Genomic DNA, 20,025 nt, shown 5'->3' with positions numbered 1-20,025 from the left:
TTATACACTTTAATTAATTGGTAAGTAAAATGAAAAGTTTGAATATGAAAGTTTTTAAAAACAAGAAACGAAAATTTTTGAATGAAAGCATGTATGAGACAGAGTCAATTCCAAAACTTACATTAAAAGTTTTAGTTCCTTCTTTATTTGTTTCATTGCTATTTGGAATTTACATTTTTGTAGATCAAATTTTAATGCAACACATTATTCCTGTTAATGGAATAAATTATTTGGAAAATGCATTATTAAGTGCAGGATTAACTAAAGATCAGATATTGTCTGTTTTATCTCCAAATGATTCCCAAGCAAATTATGATAATCTAATTTATCAAGCAAATAGAAATATGATTGTTTATCAAACTTCAGTCATAGGGACAGTAAACTTAATATTTATTTCTATTGGTTTATTTATAAATTCCGGAGCTTCAGTTCTATTCAGTAGAGCGTTAGCACAACAAGACAAACAAAAATGTAAAAGCATTTGAGTTTCTTCATTCTATAGCTGTTTATTCTTATCAATTGTACTAACTGTATTAATTATGAGTATTCAAACTTATATAGTAGAAGCTTGTATAGCAAAAAGTACAGTATCAACTTCAGAAGTTGTTAATTCCTACAACCAAGTTAGACATCAACTAATCTTAAATGCTGCAAACAAATATATGTACTTTATTACTGGTAGTATTCCTATCATTATGATTTTAAACTTACTGATCTTTTTCTTAAGAGCAGAAGGAAGAAGTTACTTTATTACATTTGCTGCTTTAATAGCAAATTTATTTAATATTATTTTTGAACTAATCTTCTTTTTGGTTTTCAAAATGGACATTATAGGTGGTGGAATATCTATCCTAATAGGATATTTTGTAAATATTCTTTTAGTAGCTTCATTCATCTTGTTTTATGAGTTTGTTAACAAAGGGGATTATCCATTCTCATTTGCATTCAAACAATTAAAAGAATTTAAAATTAATTGAAATGTTTTTACTACTTCTCTAATTTTATCTTTAGGTACTTTTTTAAGAGATGCTTCAATTGCAGTTGCTAACATAGTTTATGTAATAGTATTTTTTGGAACATTAAATGCAATTTCTACAGCTCCTGGAGATGCAGGAGTTTCAGCAGGTTTAGCATTCAATGATATACAAACTGTAAGTGGAACTCCAATTTACAATTTAATCTTTTTTGCCATCTATGGAATAGTTGATGGATTAAGACCAATTCTTGCTTATAACTATCAAAAACAAAATTATAAAAGAGTTAAGGTTGTTTACTACTATGGAATAATAACAGGTGTAGTTTTTAGTTTATTAATAAATGCAGTATTCTGACCAATATTCTTATTTGGAGGACCTTCAGTTACTTCATTCTTTAACGCCAATACACCATCTGAAATTCATGTACTAACATTATTATTCTGTACATTGTTATTCCAATTCCCACTTCTATCTTTATCAATTTCTGGATTAAGTCTTTTCCAATCAACAGGAAAAATGTTTTTAAATATTGTGGCTTCTTTAGCTCAAGGATTAATTTTCTTCTTCCCTATTTTATATAGCATGTGAAACATTGCTATATTAGTAAGTGATTACAAAGTAATGCTATTTACTGCATTTACAAATATTGCAATTTCATCAATTGCAATTGAAATTACTTCTTCAATCTATCTACATCTATACATGGGTAAAAAAGAAAAATACAAAGATCCAACTGTACATTTAGATGTAATTATTCAAAAACTTGAAAAGTTCTTTACTAAAAACAAATAATACATTTATATAGTTTCAAAGACAAAAAAACTTGTTTCTTATCAAATGATAAAAACAAGTTTTTTTATTGTATTTACTAAGAAATTGAATTTCTTAAGTTTTGCTTTTTCAAATATAAAGCAACAAAAATAAAGTTAATTGTTACAATTCCTACAATTGCTATAAATCCAAATAGATATGCCAATCAATCTATTTCTGGAGCCAAGTAAATAGAAGCAGCATTAAATACCATGAAATTAAAGAGTACTGATAGAGTTGCTACTATTGCAATTCCTACTATTAGAGATATTAAAACAACTGGAACAAATATTACTAAGATTGATAATAAGTTTTCTTTGTCTGAATATCCTAATGTTTTTAGAATTGCTACTAACCTTCTAAAGTCATTCATCATTACTGAACTTATTATCATAACAATAATGATAATAAGAGGGATGAATAAGCAGATAATTAGTGTTTCTATAGAAATTAATGTATTAAAGATTGTTACATAAGTATCAAATACTGTTGTGAAATATTCAAATGAATTAATAGCTACAATTGAAGGTGTTCCAAAATTATTTTGTAGTCATGTTTGAAGAGAAGAAATACTCATAGAAGAAGATAGTCTTGTAATAATATCATTTCTACTATTAGAACTAATACTTAAATTAGTTGCTAGTTTAGATAATCCTTCTTCACTATATGGCATGGCCATATTAATAATATTATTAATACCAACTGTTGAAACTAAACCAGCAAAACCACTGTCTGTAAATGATGAATAGTTGCCTCATAATCCACTAGTATTTTCTAATACTAATGAATTTACTAATAATGGATTTTCTTCTTTTGAAAACACACCATTAAATGGAACATAGCTTTTAGGGTATTCAACTTGCTTAATTCTATAATTTGCATTTGTTTCAGTACCAGAAGGTTTTAATACCCCTGAACTTCAATCACCTAAAACTGTAGTTTCCATAGTACCATTACCATATGTACTAGTCCCAATAATTGTTGCTCCTTGGTTAAAGTTTAATCCTAAAATTGTATTTGCATTGTCTTGACTAATATAAATACTAGTTGCAAAAGCATCACTTGATATTCCTACAACTTTTAATTTAACTGATTTGGTTGGATTAATTCCACTCATACTATCTGTATATCTAGTGTATGAATTTTTAACATCAATTTTAAAAGTATCTCCAACTTCTAAATCATATTGATAAGCAGCACCTTTATTTACAACAGCAGGATAAACTAAATAGTTGTCTTCAGTTTCTACCGGTTCAAACAATTTACTATTTAAATCATTCTTTTTATCACCTATTAAAGTAACAAACTGAGAATCTTTTTTAATACCAAAGATTTCTTTGTTGATATCAATTAATAAGTTTTTACCATTGTTTCTAACAGATGGAATTCTTACAGTTGGATCATTCAATGTTGCATCTAAATATGTATAACTTTCAGTTAGTGAATTAGTTTCCATACTTCTAAATGGAACAATACCAAAAGAAATTTTTGCATCTATTGAACTTAACTCAGTATTTCCATAAATCATTCCAATATATTTTAAAAACTCATTATTAAATCTAATTGAGTTAGTATCAGAAACATTTGTTAGATCTAATACTTTTTCTGGATTTAATACATAGTTACCAGAACTGTTTCTTGTAATGTAATTTTGAGTATCATTAATAGTTTTTAATTCTGGAACTTCTAATACACTGATTAAGAAATTATTGCTAATAGCATTAATTCTAGATATCAATTCTAATGGGAATGCTTCACTAACAAATTGTCATGCATTTACATAGATTCCAGCAATTGAAATTTCAAAATCAACTAACCATTTAGAAACTACTGCATTTCTAAATAATTGAGGATCTTTTTTAAAAGCATCTACATGAACATAACTTGGTAATAATAAGTTTGAGAAATATTTAGGTTGCCCATTACTATATTTAATAACATTCCCTTGAAGATCTCTTAATGCTAATAAGTCTTTTTCATCTTGATCTGTAGAAGTAACTAATTTTCTATATGGATTATTATTATCAAACATTGTGTTAGAGAAAATATCATAAATTCCACCAGCTTCATCATTTGTTCCTAAATATGCATATTCTTGAACTTTATATAATCCACTTTGTTCACTTGGTGTTTGTAAATTATAACTATATCCATATCTTCTATTTTCTAAAGTATTAGTTTGTGAAGTTTCAAATTTTCTAGGAATAGCAGTACCAACCGCAATTATAGAAAGGCCTGCAGAACATAATACTACAAATAATATAAACCTTGTTAATTTAGATAAAGTTAATGCAATTCTAAATTTAGCTAAAACAAAGAAAGAAGTTTTTTTAGATTTTAATAAATATAAAAGTTTATTAACTTTCATTTCTTCACTAGATGACAATAATTCATTAATTGGGCTTCTAAATGTTTTTCACACACCTAAGAATGAGAATAATAAGAATGCTATATATAAACAAGCTATTCCACTAAATAACCCTATGTAAGAAAATTCACGAACACTTATTGGGATATATCAGAAGTTACTTAGTATACCTACAAATAAACCTTGTAATAAGAACGCTGATAAATATCCCACAACACCAGAGATGATAGCAGCAAATGCACCAAACACAGATAAAGAAATAGCAATTTGAATACTGCTTATTCCATTAGCTTTTGCAATTGCTAAAGATACTTTGTTTTTTTCTACATAAATCTTAACTAGTAAAGAAGATAAATAAATTCCAATTACTAATAAAACAGCCACTAAAATAGTTACAAATAAATTAATATAAATAGCAATTAACTTAGGATATGAAATTCTAGCTGTTAGTAAGTTAGTAAAATCAGTAATCTCAGATGATAAATATGCTTTTTTAGTATATGAATCCATTAATGAATTTAATGAACTTAAATCAACTTTTTCACCATAGTTAAATCTAATAGCAAAATAAATATCTTGGTTAGAAAATGAGTTTGTATAAAGTAGAGATTCATATCCCATATCATCTACATAAGTCACACCCTCAATCCTAGGGTTAGGAATTGGAGATTCAATAGAAACTATAGGGAAAGAATTTTCAAAAGAAATTCCTGAACCTATAATAATAAATTCCAATGAATTTATATTTACTTTATATCTACCATCTAAATTTTGCTTTCATGTTCTGAATTCACTAGAATTCATCAATAAAACTTTTTGTCATTGATTAGTTGGTAAAACAGATTTTTGATTGCTATTTAATCATGCTTCATTAACAACTATTGAGTTACCATAAGGTGCATATAGTGAAGCTCTTGATGAGTAAGTTGTTGGAGTCATTCCGGCATTGGCAGAAAAACTATATTCTAAATTCTGATTGTTATTACTAAATATATATGATGAATTATTATCAGGATTATCTGTATTTGTATAAACATAATAGTTTTGTGGAGTAGCCATTGCAAATAAGTGATAATAATCATTTACGTTTATGCTTCCTGAAACATTTGCTGTTGTTCCATTATAATGGTCCACTATTTTTTTAGCTAATTCTTTAATTCTATCTGATAGTAATTTACTAGATTCAGATGAGTTATTAGCATTAGTATTTTCTGTTTCTCCAGTAACATATGAATCATTAATAAATTTAACTAAATTTATTAAATAATCACCATTTGGATTAATAGAGTATCCACCTGTTTCAATTTCTTGCTGGCTACCCCCACCAATTCTTGTTGTTGATAAGAGGGTATTACTTATATCTTCATATTTAGTACTATTAGTTTTTTGTTCATCATCTGAATATACTTCTTTATTTAAATAATCATATTTACTTGATAAGAAATCATATCCATTAGTAATTTTAGAACCAGATAAAATTTGTAAATCATTAATCGAATTATTTTCATTAGGATTTGAAACTCCACCTTTGTGAGAAACTAAGAAAGATTGTGAAGTTTTAAAGTCTGATAAAGTAAAAGATTTTTGTGTTTTATAAGTAAAGTTATCAAAAGTGGATAATTCCTTATAAGACAAAAATTCTCTTTCATATTTTAATAATTCTTTTTTTACTGTAATTAATTTTTCATTACCATAATTTTCTAATCAAGTTATTAGTATTTCATAACCTGTTGTAGTCCCAAAAGTTTGTTTTAAAATAGGAAGTAAAGAATCTACACTTAAGCCTTCTATTTCTTTCTTTAACTCTGCACTAAGATTTGGACTTGCTAGCAATGCAGTCTTAACAGATTGCCCATTGACTGTATAAAGAAAACTAGTTAAATCAATATATTTTTGAACACCATATTTTTCTCTTACAAAATCAAAAGTTTGTCTTTGTAGTGTTGATAATTTACTCATGTCTAAATGAACACTTACAATAAGGTCTTGGTTTTTTCCTGTAGTTTCTTGGGTTAAATATCTCTTATCCCTCATTATTCTCATGTAGTCATAGTAAGGTGTTAATGAAGCTATATTTCAATCTATGTTTTTATCCAAAGATAAAGCTACAGAAGATTGAATATATGCACTAGACATAATATTAACAATATCTGGTGTATCTGTTGTTTGTTCTACAGTTTGAAATTTACTGAAAATTTCATTTAAATTGCTACCATTTAAATCATAATTTTGGTCAGTTCATCATTCTTTTCCATAACCGGTTTCCCCAACAAAAAATGGAGTATCAGTATTGTTATTTTTTACTCTATAAGTTTTCCCAGAAATATCAGTTGCAGAAGTTCCTGTTACATTAGTTGGGTATTTTAAATTACCACCCCATAACGTAATAGTAGAACTTATATAACCATCACTAAAATAACCTAAAGTATTTACATAATTTGAATTTGCATCAATTGCAGTTTGTCCAGTTAATGGATCAATTTCATAAATTATGTTTTTTAAATCTTCATTTCCAAGTTCTAACCCAAAAGCTCTTCATTGATTTGAACTATCAGGTATTTTTAAATTACCATATGAAGCTAAAATTCCTCTGGCTCTATCTTTATATAAAGAATCAGCTTTATTAACTCCATCACCTTTAAAATATTTATTAGTATCCGCACTTGATGTATAGTAAGCAAAAATGTAGTTTCTAGCATTTGATTGTTTAGTAAAAGATGAATGATACAAATTAGTTTCAGGATAAATAAAACTGAAATTTAAATTTGCATATTCATCTAGTGAATTGAAATATTTACCATCAGAGTTTGGTTTAATTGGATTTAAGTTATTTAAACTATCAAAATCATAAGAAAGATTATTATTTTTTAATTCAGAATCCTTGGTTTCTAAAAATGCTTCATTCCCATTTGAAGATGCACTTAAAGAATTATAAGAATTTGAGATATTGCTAGAAAAATAAAGCGATGAAAAAGTTGCAAACACAATTGCAAAAGAGATGAAAAAGAGTCCTATCAACAATAATATTGAACTTTTAAAGGACTTCAATACCTGCTTAATTAATTGCAACATAATTCATTTTATTATTATGTAATATTATATATGTCATCACTATGGCAAGTGGTGAGTCTACTATAAATATTTGCGTTAATTTATACAATAATAACTAGAAAAAAATAATGAATAAATTTTAACAAAAACAAAAAAAGAGACTTTATTTAAAAAGTCTCTTTTAAATTATTTGTTACAAATTTAATTATTATGAAATTGAATTCTTTAAATTTTGTTTCTTTAAATATACAGAAACAAAAATAAAGTTAATTATTACAATACCAGCAATTGCTATTACACCATACAAGTAAGATACTCAATCAATTGCAGGTGATAAGTAAATTGAAGCAGCATTGAAAATCATAAAGTTAAAAAATGTTGATAAAGAAGCAATTACTATAATCCCAACTATTAATGAAATTAACATAACTGGAACAAAAATCATAAGAATTGATAACAGGTTTTCTCTATCTGAATAGCCTAAAGTTTTTAGAATTGCTACTAATTTTCTAAAGTCACTCATCATCACAGAACTTACTATCATAATGATAATAATAATTAGAGGAACAAATAAACAAATTAATAAAGTTTCAATTACTAGTAATGTTCTAAAGATAGTTGTATAAGTATCAAATAATGTTTGGAAATATTCAAAAGAATTAATAGCTACAATTGAAGGTGTTCCAATATTTGATTGCAACCAAGATTGCAAACTTAATATAGTCATATTATTAGACATAGCAACAGATAAACTGTATTTATCAGTTGTTGATAAGCCATAATAAGCAGATAATTCTGCTACACCTTTAGCACTATAAGGAGTAACTAAATTTAATACATGTTTGACACCAACAAATGAAACTAAAGTTGCAAATGCAGCATCATTAAATGATGAATAGTTACCTCATAAACCACTTGTATTTTCTAATAATAGTGAATTAACTAATAATGGATTTTCTTCTTTAGAAAATACTCCATTGAATGGAACATAATCTGTTGGATAACTTTTTTTGATAACAACATATTTATTATCTGTTGAAGAAGTTGGTGTTGCCAATACTCCTGATGATCAATCTCCTAAAACTGTAGTTGTTAATTTTTGATTAACATCATAATTAGAAGACCCAACTATTGTTGCACCTTGGCTAAAGTTTAAACCTAGGATTTGGTTAGCATTTTCTTGACTAATATACATTCCAGTTTGGAAAGAATCACTTGAGATACCAACTATTTTTAATTTAATAGTTTTAACAGGATTTTTATTCATCATTCTGTCTGTATATCTTGTGTAAGTGTTATTTATATCAATCTTAAAACTTTCACCAATTTCTAAATCATATTTATAAGCAGCACCTTGATTAATCACCACTGGATAAGTTTCAAACCCATCACTACTAATTTCACTTGGTTGAGATAATAAACTATTTAAATTTCTATTTTCATCATCTACCAATGTTACATATTTAGAATCTTCTTTAATTCCATAAATTTGTTGTTCAATGTTAGTTAATCTTCTTTTTCCATCATTTCTTAATGATGGAATTCTAACTGAAGAATCATTTAATATTGCATCCAAGTATGTATAAGTTTCTGTTAAATCGTTACTACTTAAGTCTCTAAATGGAACTATTCCAAAAGTAATCTTTGCATCCAATGAACTTAGTTGTTTATTACCATACACCATTCCAATAAACTTTAAGAATTCATCATTAAATCTAATTGAACTAGTATTAGCAACATTAGATAAATCTAATACACTATTTGAATCTAATACTCAGTTACCACTGCTGTTTTGAATGATGTAAGACTTAGAATCATTAATAGCTTTTAATTCTGGTACTTCTAATACATTAACTAAGAAATTATTACTAATTGCATTAATTCTAGATATTAAATCTGTTGGGAAAGCATTACTAACAAAATCCCAAGCATTAATGTAAATTCCAGCTACTGAAATATCAAAATCAATTAATCACTTTGATACAATTACATTTCTAAATAATTCAATATCATTTGTAAATGAATTTATTGATACATAGCTTGGTAATAAGAAATTAGTGAAATATTTTTTCTTACCATTTTCATAAGTAATTACATTCCCATTTAAATCTCTTAATGCCATTAAATCTCTAGTTTCTTGTGAATCACTTGTAGATATAGTTTTATATGGATTAATTTGTCATTCAAACATAGGGTTTTCATAAATATTAAAGATACCTCTTTCTTCATCTGTGATTCCTAGATCTGTATATTCTTGATACTTATATAGACCACTTTGTTCACTTGGTGTTTGTAAATTATATCTATAACTATATTGTTTGTTACTTAAAGTACTGTTTTGAGATGTTTCAAATTTTCTAGGAATGGCACTACCTACTGTAATAATTGAAATTCCAGCAGAACATAAAATCACAAATAAGATAAATCTTGTTAACTTAGATAAAGATAAAGAAATTCTAAATTTAGTTAAAGCAAATAATGGTATTTTTCTTGATTTAATTAAATATAGTAATTTATTTACTTTTAATTCTTCTGTACTTGATAATAATTCATTAATTGGATTTCTAAATGTTCTAACTACTCCAATCACACAGAATAATAAGAAAGCTAAATATAAAGACCCTATTGCCCCTATTAAACCAATTGCTGAAAAGGTATGTTCTCCTATTGGAATAAATCAAAAATTATTTAATATTCCCAAAAACATACCTTGGGCAAAATAAGCTACAACATATCCTAAAATTCCAGATATAAAAGCTGCTGCTATTCCAAAAACTGAAAGTGATAAAGATATTTGTCATGTGCTAATTCCATTAGCTTTTGCAACTGCTAAAGGAATTCTATTTTTTTCAACATAAATTTTAATTAGTAATGAAGATAGATAAATTCCAATTACCATCAACACAACTATTAATATAATTGCAAAAATATTAACATATCCTGCAATTACTCTAGGATATGAGATTCTAGCAGTTAATAAATTAGTATTATTTTTTAAAGTAGAAGATAAATATGCATTATCAAGGTATTTATTCATTCTTGAATTTACATATTCTAAATCTACCTTACCATTATTCTTAAATTTAATAGCAAAATAAATATCTTGATTTACTTCTGAATTTGTATAAAGTAATGAATTATAGCCAATATCATCTACATAAATAGCACCTTCAGTTTTAGGGTTAGGAATAGGGGATTCCAATGAAACCACAGGGAAAGAATTTTCAAAAGAAGTACCTGAACCTATAATAATAAAATCTAAAGAGTTGATAGTCACTTTATAGTTTGCACTCAAGTTACTTTTTCATTCTTCAAACTCTCTTGAATTCATTAATAAAGCTTTATTTCATTCAGAAACAGGAATTACTGATTTTTGATTAGATGACAATCATTGATCATTAACCACAATTGCATTACCATAAGGTGCAGATAAAATTGCTTTACTTAGATATGATAAAGGTGTAAGACCTCCTCTTGTTACAAAGTTATAAACTAAATTTTGAGTATTGTTGTTAAATAAGTAAGAAGAATTACTATCAGTGGCATCAGAATTTACATATAAGAAATAATTTTGGGGTGTTGCTAAAGCAAATAAATGATAGTAATCATTAACATTAATTGTTCCTGAAACACTTCCTTCAGTATTGCCATCATATTGATTAATTATTTTAGTGGCTAAAGGAATAATTTTACTAGCATCTGTAGAACTATCACCACTTTGGACACCAGATAAATAGGTATCTTTAATTAATCTAATTAAATTTATTAAATATTTACCTTGTTCATTAATAGAATACCCATTATCAGCTAATTTAGGTTGACTTGCTCCCCCAATAATTTCAGCACTTAGGAGGGCATTGCTAATATCTTCATATTTTGTACTATTAGATTCTTGTAAGTCATCTACATAAGATTCTGGTTTCAAATAACTATATTTTTCAGACAAAAAATCATAAGAATTAACAATACTTGACCCATCAGATAAAACTATTTGATTAATATCATCTGTTTGATTGTTATCCCCATAGCTACCACCTTTTAAAGAAACTAAAAAAGTTTGATAAGACTTAAAATCTGATAAAGTAAATGATTTTTGAACATTGTATTCAATATTTGATAACTGAGACATTTGTTGGTATGAAAGATATTCTTTTTCATACTGCTTTAACTCTTTATCAATTGTAATTAATTTATCATCTCCATAATTTTTTAATCAAGTCTTAACAATACTTAATCCAGAATAATCTCCATAAGTTAAAGCCAATTCATTTAAACTATTAAAACTTAATTTATTTATTTCATTGTATTCAGTGCTATTGCTATCAAAATAAGATAGTGCAGCATCTTTAATTCAAAGACTGTTAACTGTATAAACAAAACTAGTTAAATCTATGTATTTTTGAATACCATATTTAGCTTTCACATACTCTAAAGTCTCTTTTTGTAAAGTAGTTAGTTTGTCATTATTTAAGTGAATACTAAAAACAAAGTCCTTACTATTATTTGTTACTGTATTTGTTAAATAATTTTTATCTCTTAAAATCCTCATGTAATCATATCAAGGAGTAAGAGAAGCTATGTTTCAATCTATTTCTTTATCTAAAGATAATGAAACAGAAGAATCAACATAAAAACTAGATAAAATATTGGCAATATCTGGTTGATCATCTGTTCCATCTACAGTTTTAAAACCACTTAAAACAGAATCTATTGATGACCCTTGTAAATCATAGCTTTGATCAGTTCATCAATCTGATTTTGATATAAAAAAAGGTGTATTAGTTGATCCGTTTTTTATTTGATAGTTTTTTGATCCATCAAGAGTTTCTGAAGGTGAATTTGCTGTTAAATTTGTTGGGTACTTTAAATTTCCACTAGAAAAAGATATTGTGGAATTTAAATGACCATTACTAAAATAACCAAGTGTGTTAACTCTATTTGTAGAGCTATTAATATTGGTTTGTCCAGTTAATGGGTTAATATCATAAACAATGTATTGTAGGTCAGAAGATCCCAGTTCTAAACCATAAGCTCTTCATTTAGTAGATTCACTAGGAATAACTAAATTACCATATGAGGTCAAAATTCCTCTAGCTCTTGTTTTATAAATTGAATCAAAACTATTAATACCTGTCCCAGTAAAATAAGGATTATTAGAACTAGTATCTGTATAATAAGCAAATATATAATTACTTACACTTCCTTGTTTTGTGAAAGAAGAATGATATAAGTTTGTAACAGGATATATAAAACTTTTTTCTATTTCTGCATAATCTTCTAAACTACTAAAATAAACTCCATTAGATGAACTAATACTTTGAAGTGAATTTAAACTATCATAGTCATATTCTAAAGTTCCATTTTTTAATGAATCATCTTTGGTTTCCAAAATTGCTTGACTACCTTTAGAAGAAGATTCCATTGTGGAATATGAAGAAGAAATATTATTAGAAAAATATAAAGATGAAAAAGTTGCAAATACAATTGCAAAAGAGATAAAAAATAAACCTATTAATAGAAGTATTGAACTTTTAAAAGATTTCAACACTTGTTTTATTAATTGCAGCATATTTAAATCTTTCATTTTTCGTTTACATAAAATAATAACATTAATTTTTATTTAATACTACTTTGTATTAAAGTTATTCTAAAAAAATAATAAAAATTTTTTTATTAATTCTATATAAAAAACACCTTATATTGAGTTATTATAAATTTCCAATGAAATATTTAAGTTGGAAAATATTTTAATTCTTATTTATAGATTTTAAAAATTATTAATGTGCTAGATTAATAAATAAATGATGAGTAAATAATAATTAAAATATTATAATTATAACTATTGAAAATTAGGAGATTCCATATGGATAACAAAAAAGATTACTACAATAAATCAGTATCACCTATTGAGTATGCTAAAGATGGCTTAAAAGGTAAAATGAGATCAGTTAACTGAAATTTCATTAATGATGACAAGGATTTAGAAGTTTGAAATAGAATTACTCAAAACTTCTGATTACCTGAAAAAATTGCTATCTCAAATGACTTACCTTCTTGAAATAAACTTGACAGTAATTGACAAGAATTAGTTGTTAGAACATTTACTGGTTTAACATTATTAGATTCAATTCAAGCAACAATTGGTGATGTTGCACAAGTTAAAAACTCATTAACAGACCATGAACAAGTAATTTATACAAACTTTGCTTTTATGGTTGGTGTTCATGCCAGAAGTTACGGATCAATTTTCTCTACATTTTGTTCAAGTGATCAAATCAACTCAGCACATGATTGAGTTGTTAATTGTGAAAGCTTACAAAAAAGAGCACAAGTATTAATACCTTATTATATAGGTGACGATCCTCTTAAATCAAAAGTAGCTGCAGCAATGATGCCTGGTTTTCTATTATATGGTGGATTTTACTTACCATTCTATTTAGGAGCTAAGAACTTGCTTCCAAACACATTAGATATTATTAGATTAATATTAAGAGATAAGGTTATTCACAATTATTACAGTGGATATAAATACCAAAAGAAAGTAGCTAAGTTACCTCCAGAAAAACAAGCAGAAATGAAGAAATTTGTATTTGACTTGTTATACCAAGTAATTGATTTAGAAAAAGAATTTTTAAATGAATTATATGCAGGGTTTAACATTGCAGATCAAGCAATTAAATTCAGTGTGTACAATGCTGGAAAATTCTTACAAAACCTAGGTTATGATTCACCTTTCACACCAGAAGAAACAGAAATTAAGCCAGAAATATTTGTTCAATTATCAGCAAGAGCAGATGAAAACCATGATTTCTTCTCAGGAAGTGGATCTTCATATATTATGGGTAATGTTGAAGAAACTGATGATGATGACTGAGATTTCTAATTATGGAAAATAAAAGATTTTTTATAGTATATTATTCTTCAAAATCAAATAATACACACCGTTTCATGTTGAAGTTAAATTGTAAGTGTTTGAGATTACCAATTGAACAAAAAGATGAACCTGATGAAATTTTAGAAAGTAAAATCCCAACTGTTAATCATCCTTTTATTTTGTTAACTCCAACATATGCTGGAGGTTTAGGAAAACTAAAAGGAGCAGTACCAAAGCCTGTTAAGAAGTTTTTAAATAACCCTGTTAATCGTAATAATTGCAAAGCAGTAATTGCGTCTGGAAATACTAATTTTAATGATACTTATTGTATTGCAGGTGACATCATATCTCAAAAATTACAAATTCCTTTCCTATATAAATTTGAATTACTAGGAACAAATTCAGATGTAGAAAATGTAATTAAAATTGGGAATGAATTTTGAGAAAAAAATAATTTTTAAATAATAAATTAATTTATACAAGGATACAAACAATGAATAATAGCAATTCTAACAATAATAAAAACAATATTATAGTTGATAAAGATTCTTATATTTCTTTGAATGCAACAATTAAGCTTTTTGATGAAAATGGAAACTTCCAATTCGAAAATGACTTACTAGCAGTAGAAAAATATTTAGAAACTGAAATTAAACCTAATTTCAAAAAATTCAACTCTATCAAAGAAAAGTTGGAATATTTGTTTTTAGAAAATTATTATGATTTTAATGTTTTCAAAAAATACTCTTCTTCTTTTCTAATTTCTATTTTTGAAAAAGCAAAAACATACAATTTCAGATTTAGTTCGTTTATGGGAGCAATGAAGTTCTATACAACATATGCACTTAAATCATTCGATAATAAAACATATTTTGAACATTTTGAAGATAGAATTGTATGTAATGCTCTTCTATTTGGTAGAGGTAACGAACAAGACGCATTAACTTACTTAGATGAAATGATGACAGGTAGATATCAAGCAGCCACTCCAACATTCTTAAATGCTGGAAAAAAACAACGTGGTGAATATGTTTCTTGTTACTTATTAAGAGTAGAAGATAATATGGAATCAATTGGTAGAGCAACTACAACAGGTTTACAACTTTCTAAAAGAGGTGGTGGGGTTGCATACTGTTTAACAAACTTAAGAGAGTTTGGTGCTCCTATTAAAGGTATCAAGAATCAAGCAACTGGAATTATTCCAGTAATGAAAATTTTAGAAGACGTATTCTCATATGCTAACCAATTAGGACAAAGACAAGGTGCAGGTGCAGTTTATTTAAATGCATTCCACCCAGATATCTTAAAATTCTTAGATTCTAAAAGAGAAAATGCTGATGAAAAAATTAGAATTAAATCTTTATCATTAGGTGTTGTTGTTCCAGATATTGCTTTCCACTTAGCTAGAGAAAATAAAGATATGGCTCTATTCTCTCCATATGATATCCAAAGAGAATATGGGAAACCAATGAGTGATATTTCAATTACTGAAGAATATGAAAACTTATTAAATAATCCAAACATTACTAAAAAATATATTTCTGCTAGAAAATTATTCCAACAAATTGCTGAAGTTCAGTTTGAATCAGGATATCCATTCATCTTATTTGATGACATAGCTAATGAAAAGAATTCAGCTTTAAACAATAGAATTATCATGTCTAATTTATGTACTGAAATTACACAAATTAACACTCCATCTATATTAAATACAGATTTAACATATGAACAATTAGGTGAAGATGTTTGTTGTAACTTGGGATCATTAAACATAGCTAAGGTTATGGAAGATGGTGCTAATTTTGGAAAAACAGTTAAATATGCAATTAAAGCATTAGATTCAATTGCTCACTTAGCAGACTTATCTTCAGCTCCAACAATTGAAAATGGAAACTCAAAAAACAGAGCTGTTGGTTTAGGTGCAATGAACCTACATGGATTCTTAGCAACAAACAAAATCTATTATGACAGTGAAGAAGCGGTAGATTTTACTAATATGTTCTTTTATACAATGGCTTACCATGCATATAAAGCTTCAAATGAAACTGCTAAAGAAACTGGATTTGTATTTGAAAACTTCAAAAACACAAAATATGCAGATGGTTCTTACTTTGATAAATATACTCAATGTGAAGAAAACTATTGAACACCAAAAACTGAAAGAGTAAAAGAATTATTAAAAGAATATAAATTAGCAATCCCAACTAAACAAGATTGAATTCAATTAACTGAAGATATTAAAAAGTTTGGTTTAGCAAACTCTCACTTAATGGCAGTTGCACCAACTGGATCAATTAGTTACTTATCATCATGTACACCAAGTTTACAACCAATTGTTTCTCCAATTGAAATTAGAAAAGAAGGAAAGGTTGGAAGAGTTTATGTTCCTGCTTATAAAATTGATGTAAACAATTATATGTACTATGCAAAAGGTGCATATGAAATTGGAGTTAATCCAATTATAGATATTTGTTCAGCAGCTCAACAACACGTTGACCAAGCAATCTCTATGACATTATTCTTAACAGAAAATGCAACTACAAGAGATTTAAACAAAGCTTATATTTATGCCTTTAATAAAAAATGTGTGTCTATCTACTATATTAGAATTAGACAAGAAGTATTAAAAGACTCTGAAAAATTATTTGAATGTACAACTTGTGTTATTTAGTTTAATAAATACAATTAACTTGCAATCATTAAAAACTCCTTACTAAAAAGGAGTTTTTTTATTCTATATAACTAAGAACAATTAATTCTTTTGATTGTTATATAAATCTATTTACCGAATAAAACATCCAATTACACATCAATTCATCAACTACACAAAGTTAAACACTGTAAACTTATTATTGTGAAAATAAGATATGGTATTTTAATAAAAGTTTTGCTAAAGATGTTGAGCTTAATTCATAAATATACTTATTTGGTTAATTGGCAATTATTAGTATTAAATAACTACCTATGTTATAGACAAAAATAAAATTCATAAAACCTACTAAAGTCTTATGAATTTCTACTTATTTTATTAAAAAAGATAATTAATACTATTTGAAGTATTTAACAATAAAATTATAAATTCCATCATTGTTATTGTCTTGTTCTGTAATATATTGAGCAACAGATTTTGTTTTATCACTACCATTGATCATAGCAACACCAATTTTTGAATTTAAAATCATGTCATAATCATTATCTGCATCTCCAAATGCTAAAACATTGTCTAAAGTTAAATTAAAGTCCTTTAGGGCTATTTTTAAACCATTTGTTTTACTTACATTAGGGTGCATGTATTCAAATAAAATTGGTCCAGTAACTAAAGGTGTCCCAACTTCATATTTACTTTTAAAACTTTTACTTCTATTAATTACTGTTGGCATGTATTCTTTATCACATACTATCATGACTTTAGATTTAGGTTCTGTTAAATAAACATCAACATCAAAATATTTAGCTGTCATATGATCATATTCACTTAATCTAATTGAGTGTCTATTTTCTTTTGGGAAATATAAATAACCATTGTCAGGAATACCAAAATTTAAATCTAGATCTTGATAATGATTAATAATATCTTTGATTGCGTCCCCACTTAAGAAACTAGTTTTTTTACATTCATTTGTTTTTAAATTATAAAATTGAGCTCCACCACAACCAATAATAAAATCTACATATTCTTTGATTTTTCATTTATCAATTAAAACATTTGCCATATTATTTGCATCTCTACCTGTACACAAACCAAATAATAGGCCTTTTTCTTTGATTTTTTTAATTGCTAATATTGAGCTTTCTAAGACATTTTTAGAATCATCTAATAAGGTTCCATCCATATCAGATACAACAACTTTAATTTGAGATATATCCATATTTTTTTAAAATTAATAAATTTATTATAAATAAAAAAATCTGATTTTCTTTTAAAACCATTAATAAAAAATTAAACCAAGTATATAAATCAAAATTATGAGAAATTATAAAAACAGAAATCTAATCTATTGATAATTTGGATTTTTAAAATAAAAAAACATGTTTAACTCACTGTGCAAGCATTTTTGCCAACCATACCCATAGATGTTTTCAATTTTTTGATTTAATTTTATTTCTGGATTAAATAGAAGAATAAGCTGAGATGCTGTTGAATAGATTGGGTGTCACCTGTTTTTAGAGATACCTATAACTCTATGTCTTCAAATTTTGATAGTTTTCAATTAAGAGTTTTTTATGTTTATGACAATGGTAAATTGATAAATGAGCATCATTACTAAATATATCAATTTGATCTTTAGTATTAACATCTGTTTCTCAATATATTTCATATGAAATTTATTATTATAATTTCTATTTACTGATTCCAGAATCAATACATCTGCACTTTTAGTTTCTTTAATTCTTTGAGGTTTTCTTATCTTGTAGATAAATCCCATAAATTTCATTGCTCTTCTAACTTCTATCTAACTTTTTAAAACAATAAAACTTATGTAAATAAACTGATGTTTGTTTGCTTCTATGCAACTTATTTTTTCTTTCACAAATTCCAATTCTAGAAACATTAAGATCTAACATATTCTTATTCCAAAACTCCTAAGATGAGAATTTAGTTTTTTTTAGAAATTCTTTAAGTGTTTCTTCATCATCAATTTTCACTTTTCCATTTCTAACACTCTCAATAAATCATTCAATAAATTCATCCTTGATTTCATTATTAGGAAAACCTTTGTTAATATCAATCTTTTCTTTTTTTGGTTTTCCATGTAATTTTTCATTGTTAAGTGGTTTTCTTGTTTTGTTTTTTAATTCCATAATATTTATATTGTATTTATAGTTAGAATATTTTCTTAAAAATTCATTCCATTAAATCATTATTTATGTTCTTATTTTTCTGTTTAAATATTCTACTTAAACAGAAATCGTCTGTTTTTTTATACAGATAAAAAATCCAATCATTAACAGATAGTTAATATTTTAAGGATAAAAAACACTCTCCAAAAGAAGAGAGCATTTAATTAAATGTACTATTAATATTTTTTAATCTGCAATAAAACAATGTTAATTAGCTTTTATTACAGATTAAATGTTTTTCGGTAAAGTTAATTCCCCACCTTTCGGTAAAGTTAATTCCCCACCTTTCGGTAAAGTTAATTCCCCACCTTTTCGGCAAAGTTAATTCCCCACCCCTAGTTGATAGTAAATAAAAAAAATGGGGATTAATTTTAGCAATAACACAAACAAATAATATCCTTAAATCATTTACTTTAAGTTTTTTAATAACAGTATTAGTGCTAATGGTTTTTTAAATTTAGAGTTAACAAATAAAAGTTTTTAAACAATTATAAAAGTTAATTAATCAATTTACTACTATCTTTATTTTTGATAATCTTATTTCACAAGCAAATCTCTCAAATAAATCAGGAATTAATTTTGCTAATCAATTGTTTCAAAACCAAAATTTCACATAATTAAGTTTGTGAAAACAATAAAAAAAGAAATAGGAGATTCCTATTTCTTTAGATATACACATTAAATAAAACAATAAATAATTAACGTTTAGTAAATTGAGGGCTTCTTCTAGCACCATATAAACCGTATTTTTTTCTTTCCTTAGCTCTTGGATCTCTTGTTAACATTTTAGAAACTTTTAAAGTTTTTCTAAAATCATTGTTAGCAACCAATAAAGCTCTAGCAATTCCTAATCTAATTGCACCAGCTTGACCAGTGAATCCACCACCTACAACTTTAACAAAAACATCAAAGTTTTTTCTAGTATCAGTGATTACTAATGGTTGTTCCATATCTTGAATAACTAATGAATTCGGAAAGTATTCATTTGGTTTTCTTTGGTTAATTAAAATTTTACCAGTTCCTGGAACTAATTTAACATGTGCTACAGAAGATTTTCTTCTTCCTAAACCTTTATATTCAACATTACTCATATTCTTTTACCT

10 protein-coding genes are annotated in these 20,025 nt (G+C 26.3%); 4 read left to right on the top strand and 6 right to left on the bottom strand.

Going from position 1 to position 20,025, the window contains the following annotated elements; translation table 4 throughout:
• Window positions 1-44 precede the first annotated feature (44 nt).
• Window positions 45-1,769 carry an MATE family efflux transporter gene (locus MYPE_RS00455; RefSeq protein ID WP_011076917.1) on the top strand — a complete coding sequence of 575 codons (1,725 nt, stop codon included), beginning with the start codon at window positions 45-47 and terminating at the stop codon, window positions 1,767-1,769.
• A 76-nt stretch (window positions 1,770-1,845) separates the two neighbouring features.
• Here the strand turns inward: MYPE_RS00455 and MYPE_RS00450 are convergent, their stop codons facing one another.
• Both MYPE_RS00450 and MYPE_RS00445 read right to left on the bottom strand, forming a co-directional pair.
• Window positions 1,846-7,140 (bottom strand): ABC transporter permease, encoded by a 5,295-nt coding sequence (locus tag MYPE_RS00450; protein WP_044891185.1) that lies wholly within the window; start codon window positions 7,138-7,140, stop codon window positions 1,846-1,848.
• A gap of 274 nt (window positions 7,141-7,414) precedes the next feature.
• A complete protein-coding gene (locus tag MYPE_RS00445; RefSeq protein ID WP_044891184.1) occupies window positions 7,415-12,790 on the bottom strand; it encodes an ABC transporter permease in 5,376 nt (1,791 codons plus the stop codon).
• A gap of 279 nt (window positions 12,791-13,069) precedes the next feature.
• On the opposite strand from MYPE_RS00445, the gene nrdF reads away from it, so the two are divergent.
• Genes nrdF through nrdE form a run of 3 tightly spaced genes read left to right on the top strand, consistent with a single transcriptional unit; the run spans window position 13,070 to window position 16,751 of the window.
• Window positions 13,070-14,089, top strand: coding sequence for a class 1b ribonucleoside-diphosphate reductase subunit beta (gene nrdF, locus MYPE_RS00440; protein ID WP_011076914.1), 1,020 nt, complete (start codon window positions 13,070-13,072; stop codon window positions 14,087-14,089).
• A 2-nt stretch (window positions 14,090-14,091) separates the two neighbouring features.
• Window positions 14,092-14,541 (top strand): class Ib ribonucleoside-diphosphate reductase assembly flavoprotein NrdI, encoded by a 450-nt coding sequence (gene nrdI, locus MYPE_RS00435; RefSeq protein WP_011076913.1) that lies wholly within the window; start codon window positions 14,092-14,094, stop codon window positions 14,539-14,541.
• A gap of 32 nt (window positions 14,542-14,573) precedes the next feature.
• Complete coding sequence (nrdE, locus tag MYPE_RS00430) at window positions 14,574-16,751, top strand: class 1b ribonucleoside-diphosphate reductase subunit alpha (protein WP_011076912.1); 2,178 nt, start codon at window positions 14,574-14,576, stop codon at window positions 16,749-16,751.
• Window positions 16,752-17,127: 376 nt separating this feature from the next.
• On the opposite strand, the gene MYPE_RS00425 is transcribed toward nrdE, so the two are convergent.
• The 4 genes from MYPE_RS00425 to rpsI all read right to left on the bottom strand — a co-directional run bounded on the left by MYPE_RS00425 (window position 17,128) and on the right by rpsI (window position 20,013).
• Window positions 17,128-17,949, bottom strand: coding sequence for a Cof-type HAD-IIB family hydrolase (locus tag MYPE_RS00425; protein ID WP_011076911.1), 822 nt, complete (start codon window positions 17,947-17,949; stop codon window positions 17,128-17,130).
• A gap of 574 nt (window positions 17,950-18,523) precedes the next feature.
• The gene (locus MYPE_RS05890; RefSeq protein WP_267871834.1) at window positions 18,524-18,646 is read right to left on the bottom strand and encodes a hypothetical protein; all 123 of its coding nucleotides are present in this window, start codon (window positions 18,644-18,646) and stop codon (window positions 18,524-18,526) included.
• An 18-nt stretch (window positions 18,647-18,664) separates the two neighbouring features.
• Window positions 18,665-18,883 carry a hypothetical protein gene (locus tag MYPE_RS00415; protein ID WP_011076909.1) on the bottom strand — a complete coding sequence of 73 codons (219 nt, stop codon included), beginning with the start codon at window positions 18,881-18,883 and terminating at the stop codon, window positions 18,665-18,667.
• A 737-nt stretch (window positions 18,884-19,620) separates the two neighbouring features.
• On the bottom strand, window positions 19,621-20,013 hold the full coding sequence (gene rpsI / locus MYPE_RS00410; RefSeq protein WP_011076908.1) for a 30S ribosomal protein S9: 393 nt from the start codon (window positions 20,011-20,013) through the stop codon (window positions 19,621-19,623).
• Window positions 20,014-20,025: the final 12 nt, after the last annotated feature.

The organism is Malacoplasma penetrans HF-2 (assembly GCF_000011225.1).
Lineage (GTDB): Bacteria > Bacillota_I > Bacilli_A > Mycoplasmatales > Mycoplasmoidaceae > Malacoplasma > Malacoplasma penetrans.
The sequence above is the reverse complement of the archived record's forward strand: the minus strand, read 5'-3'. Positions and strand labels throughout refer to the sequence as shown.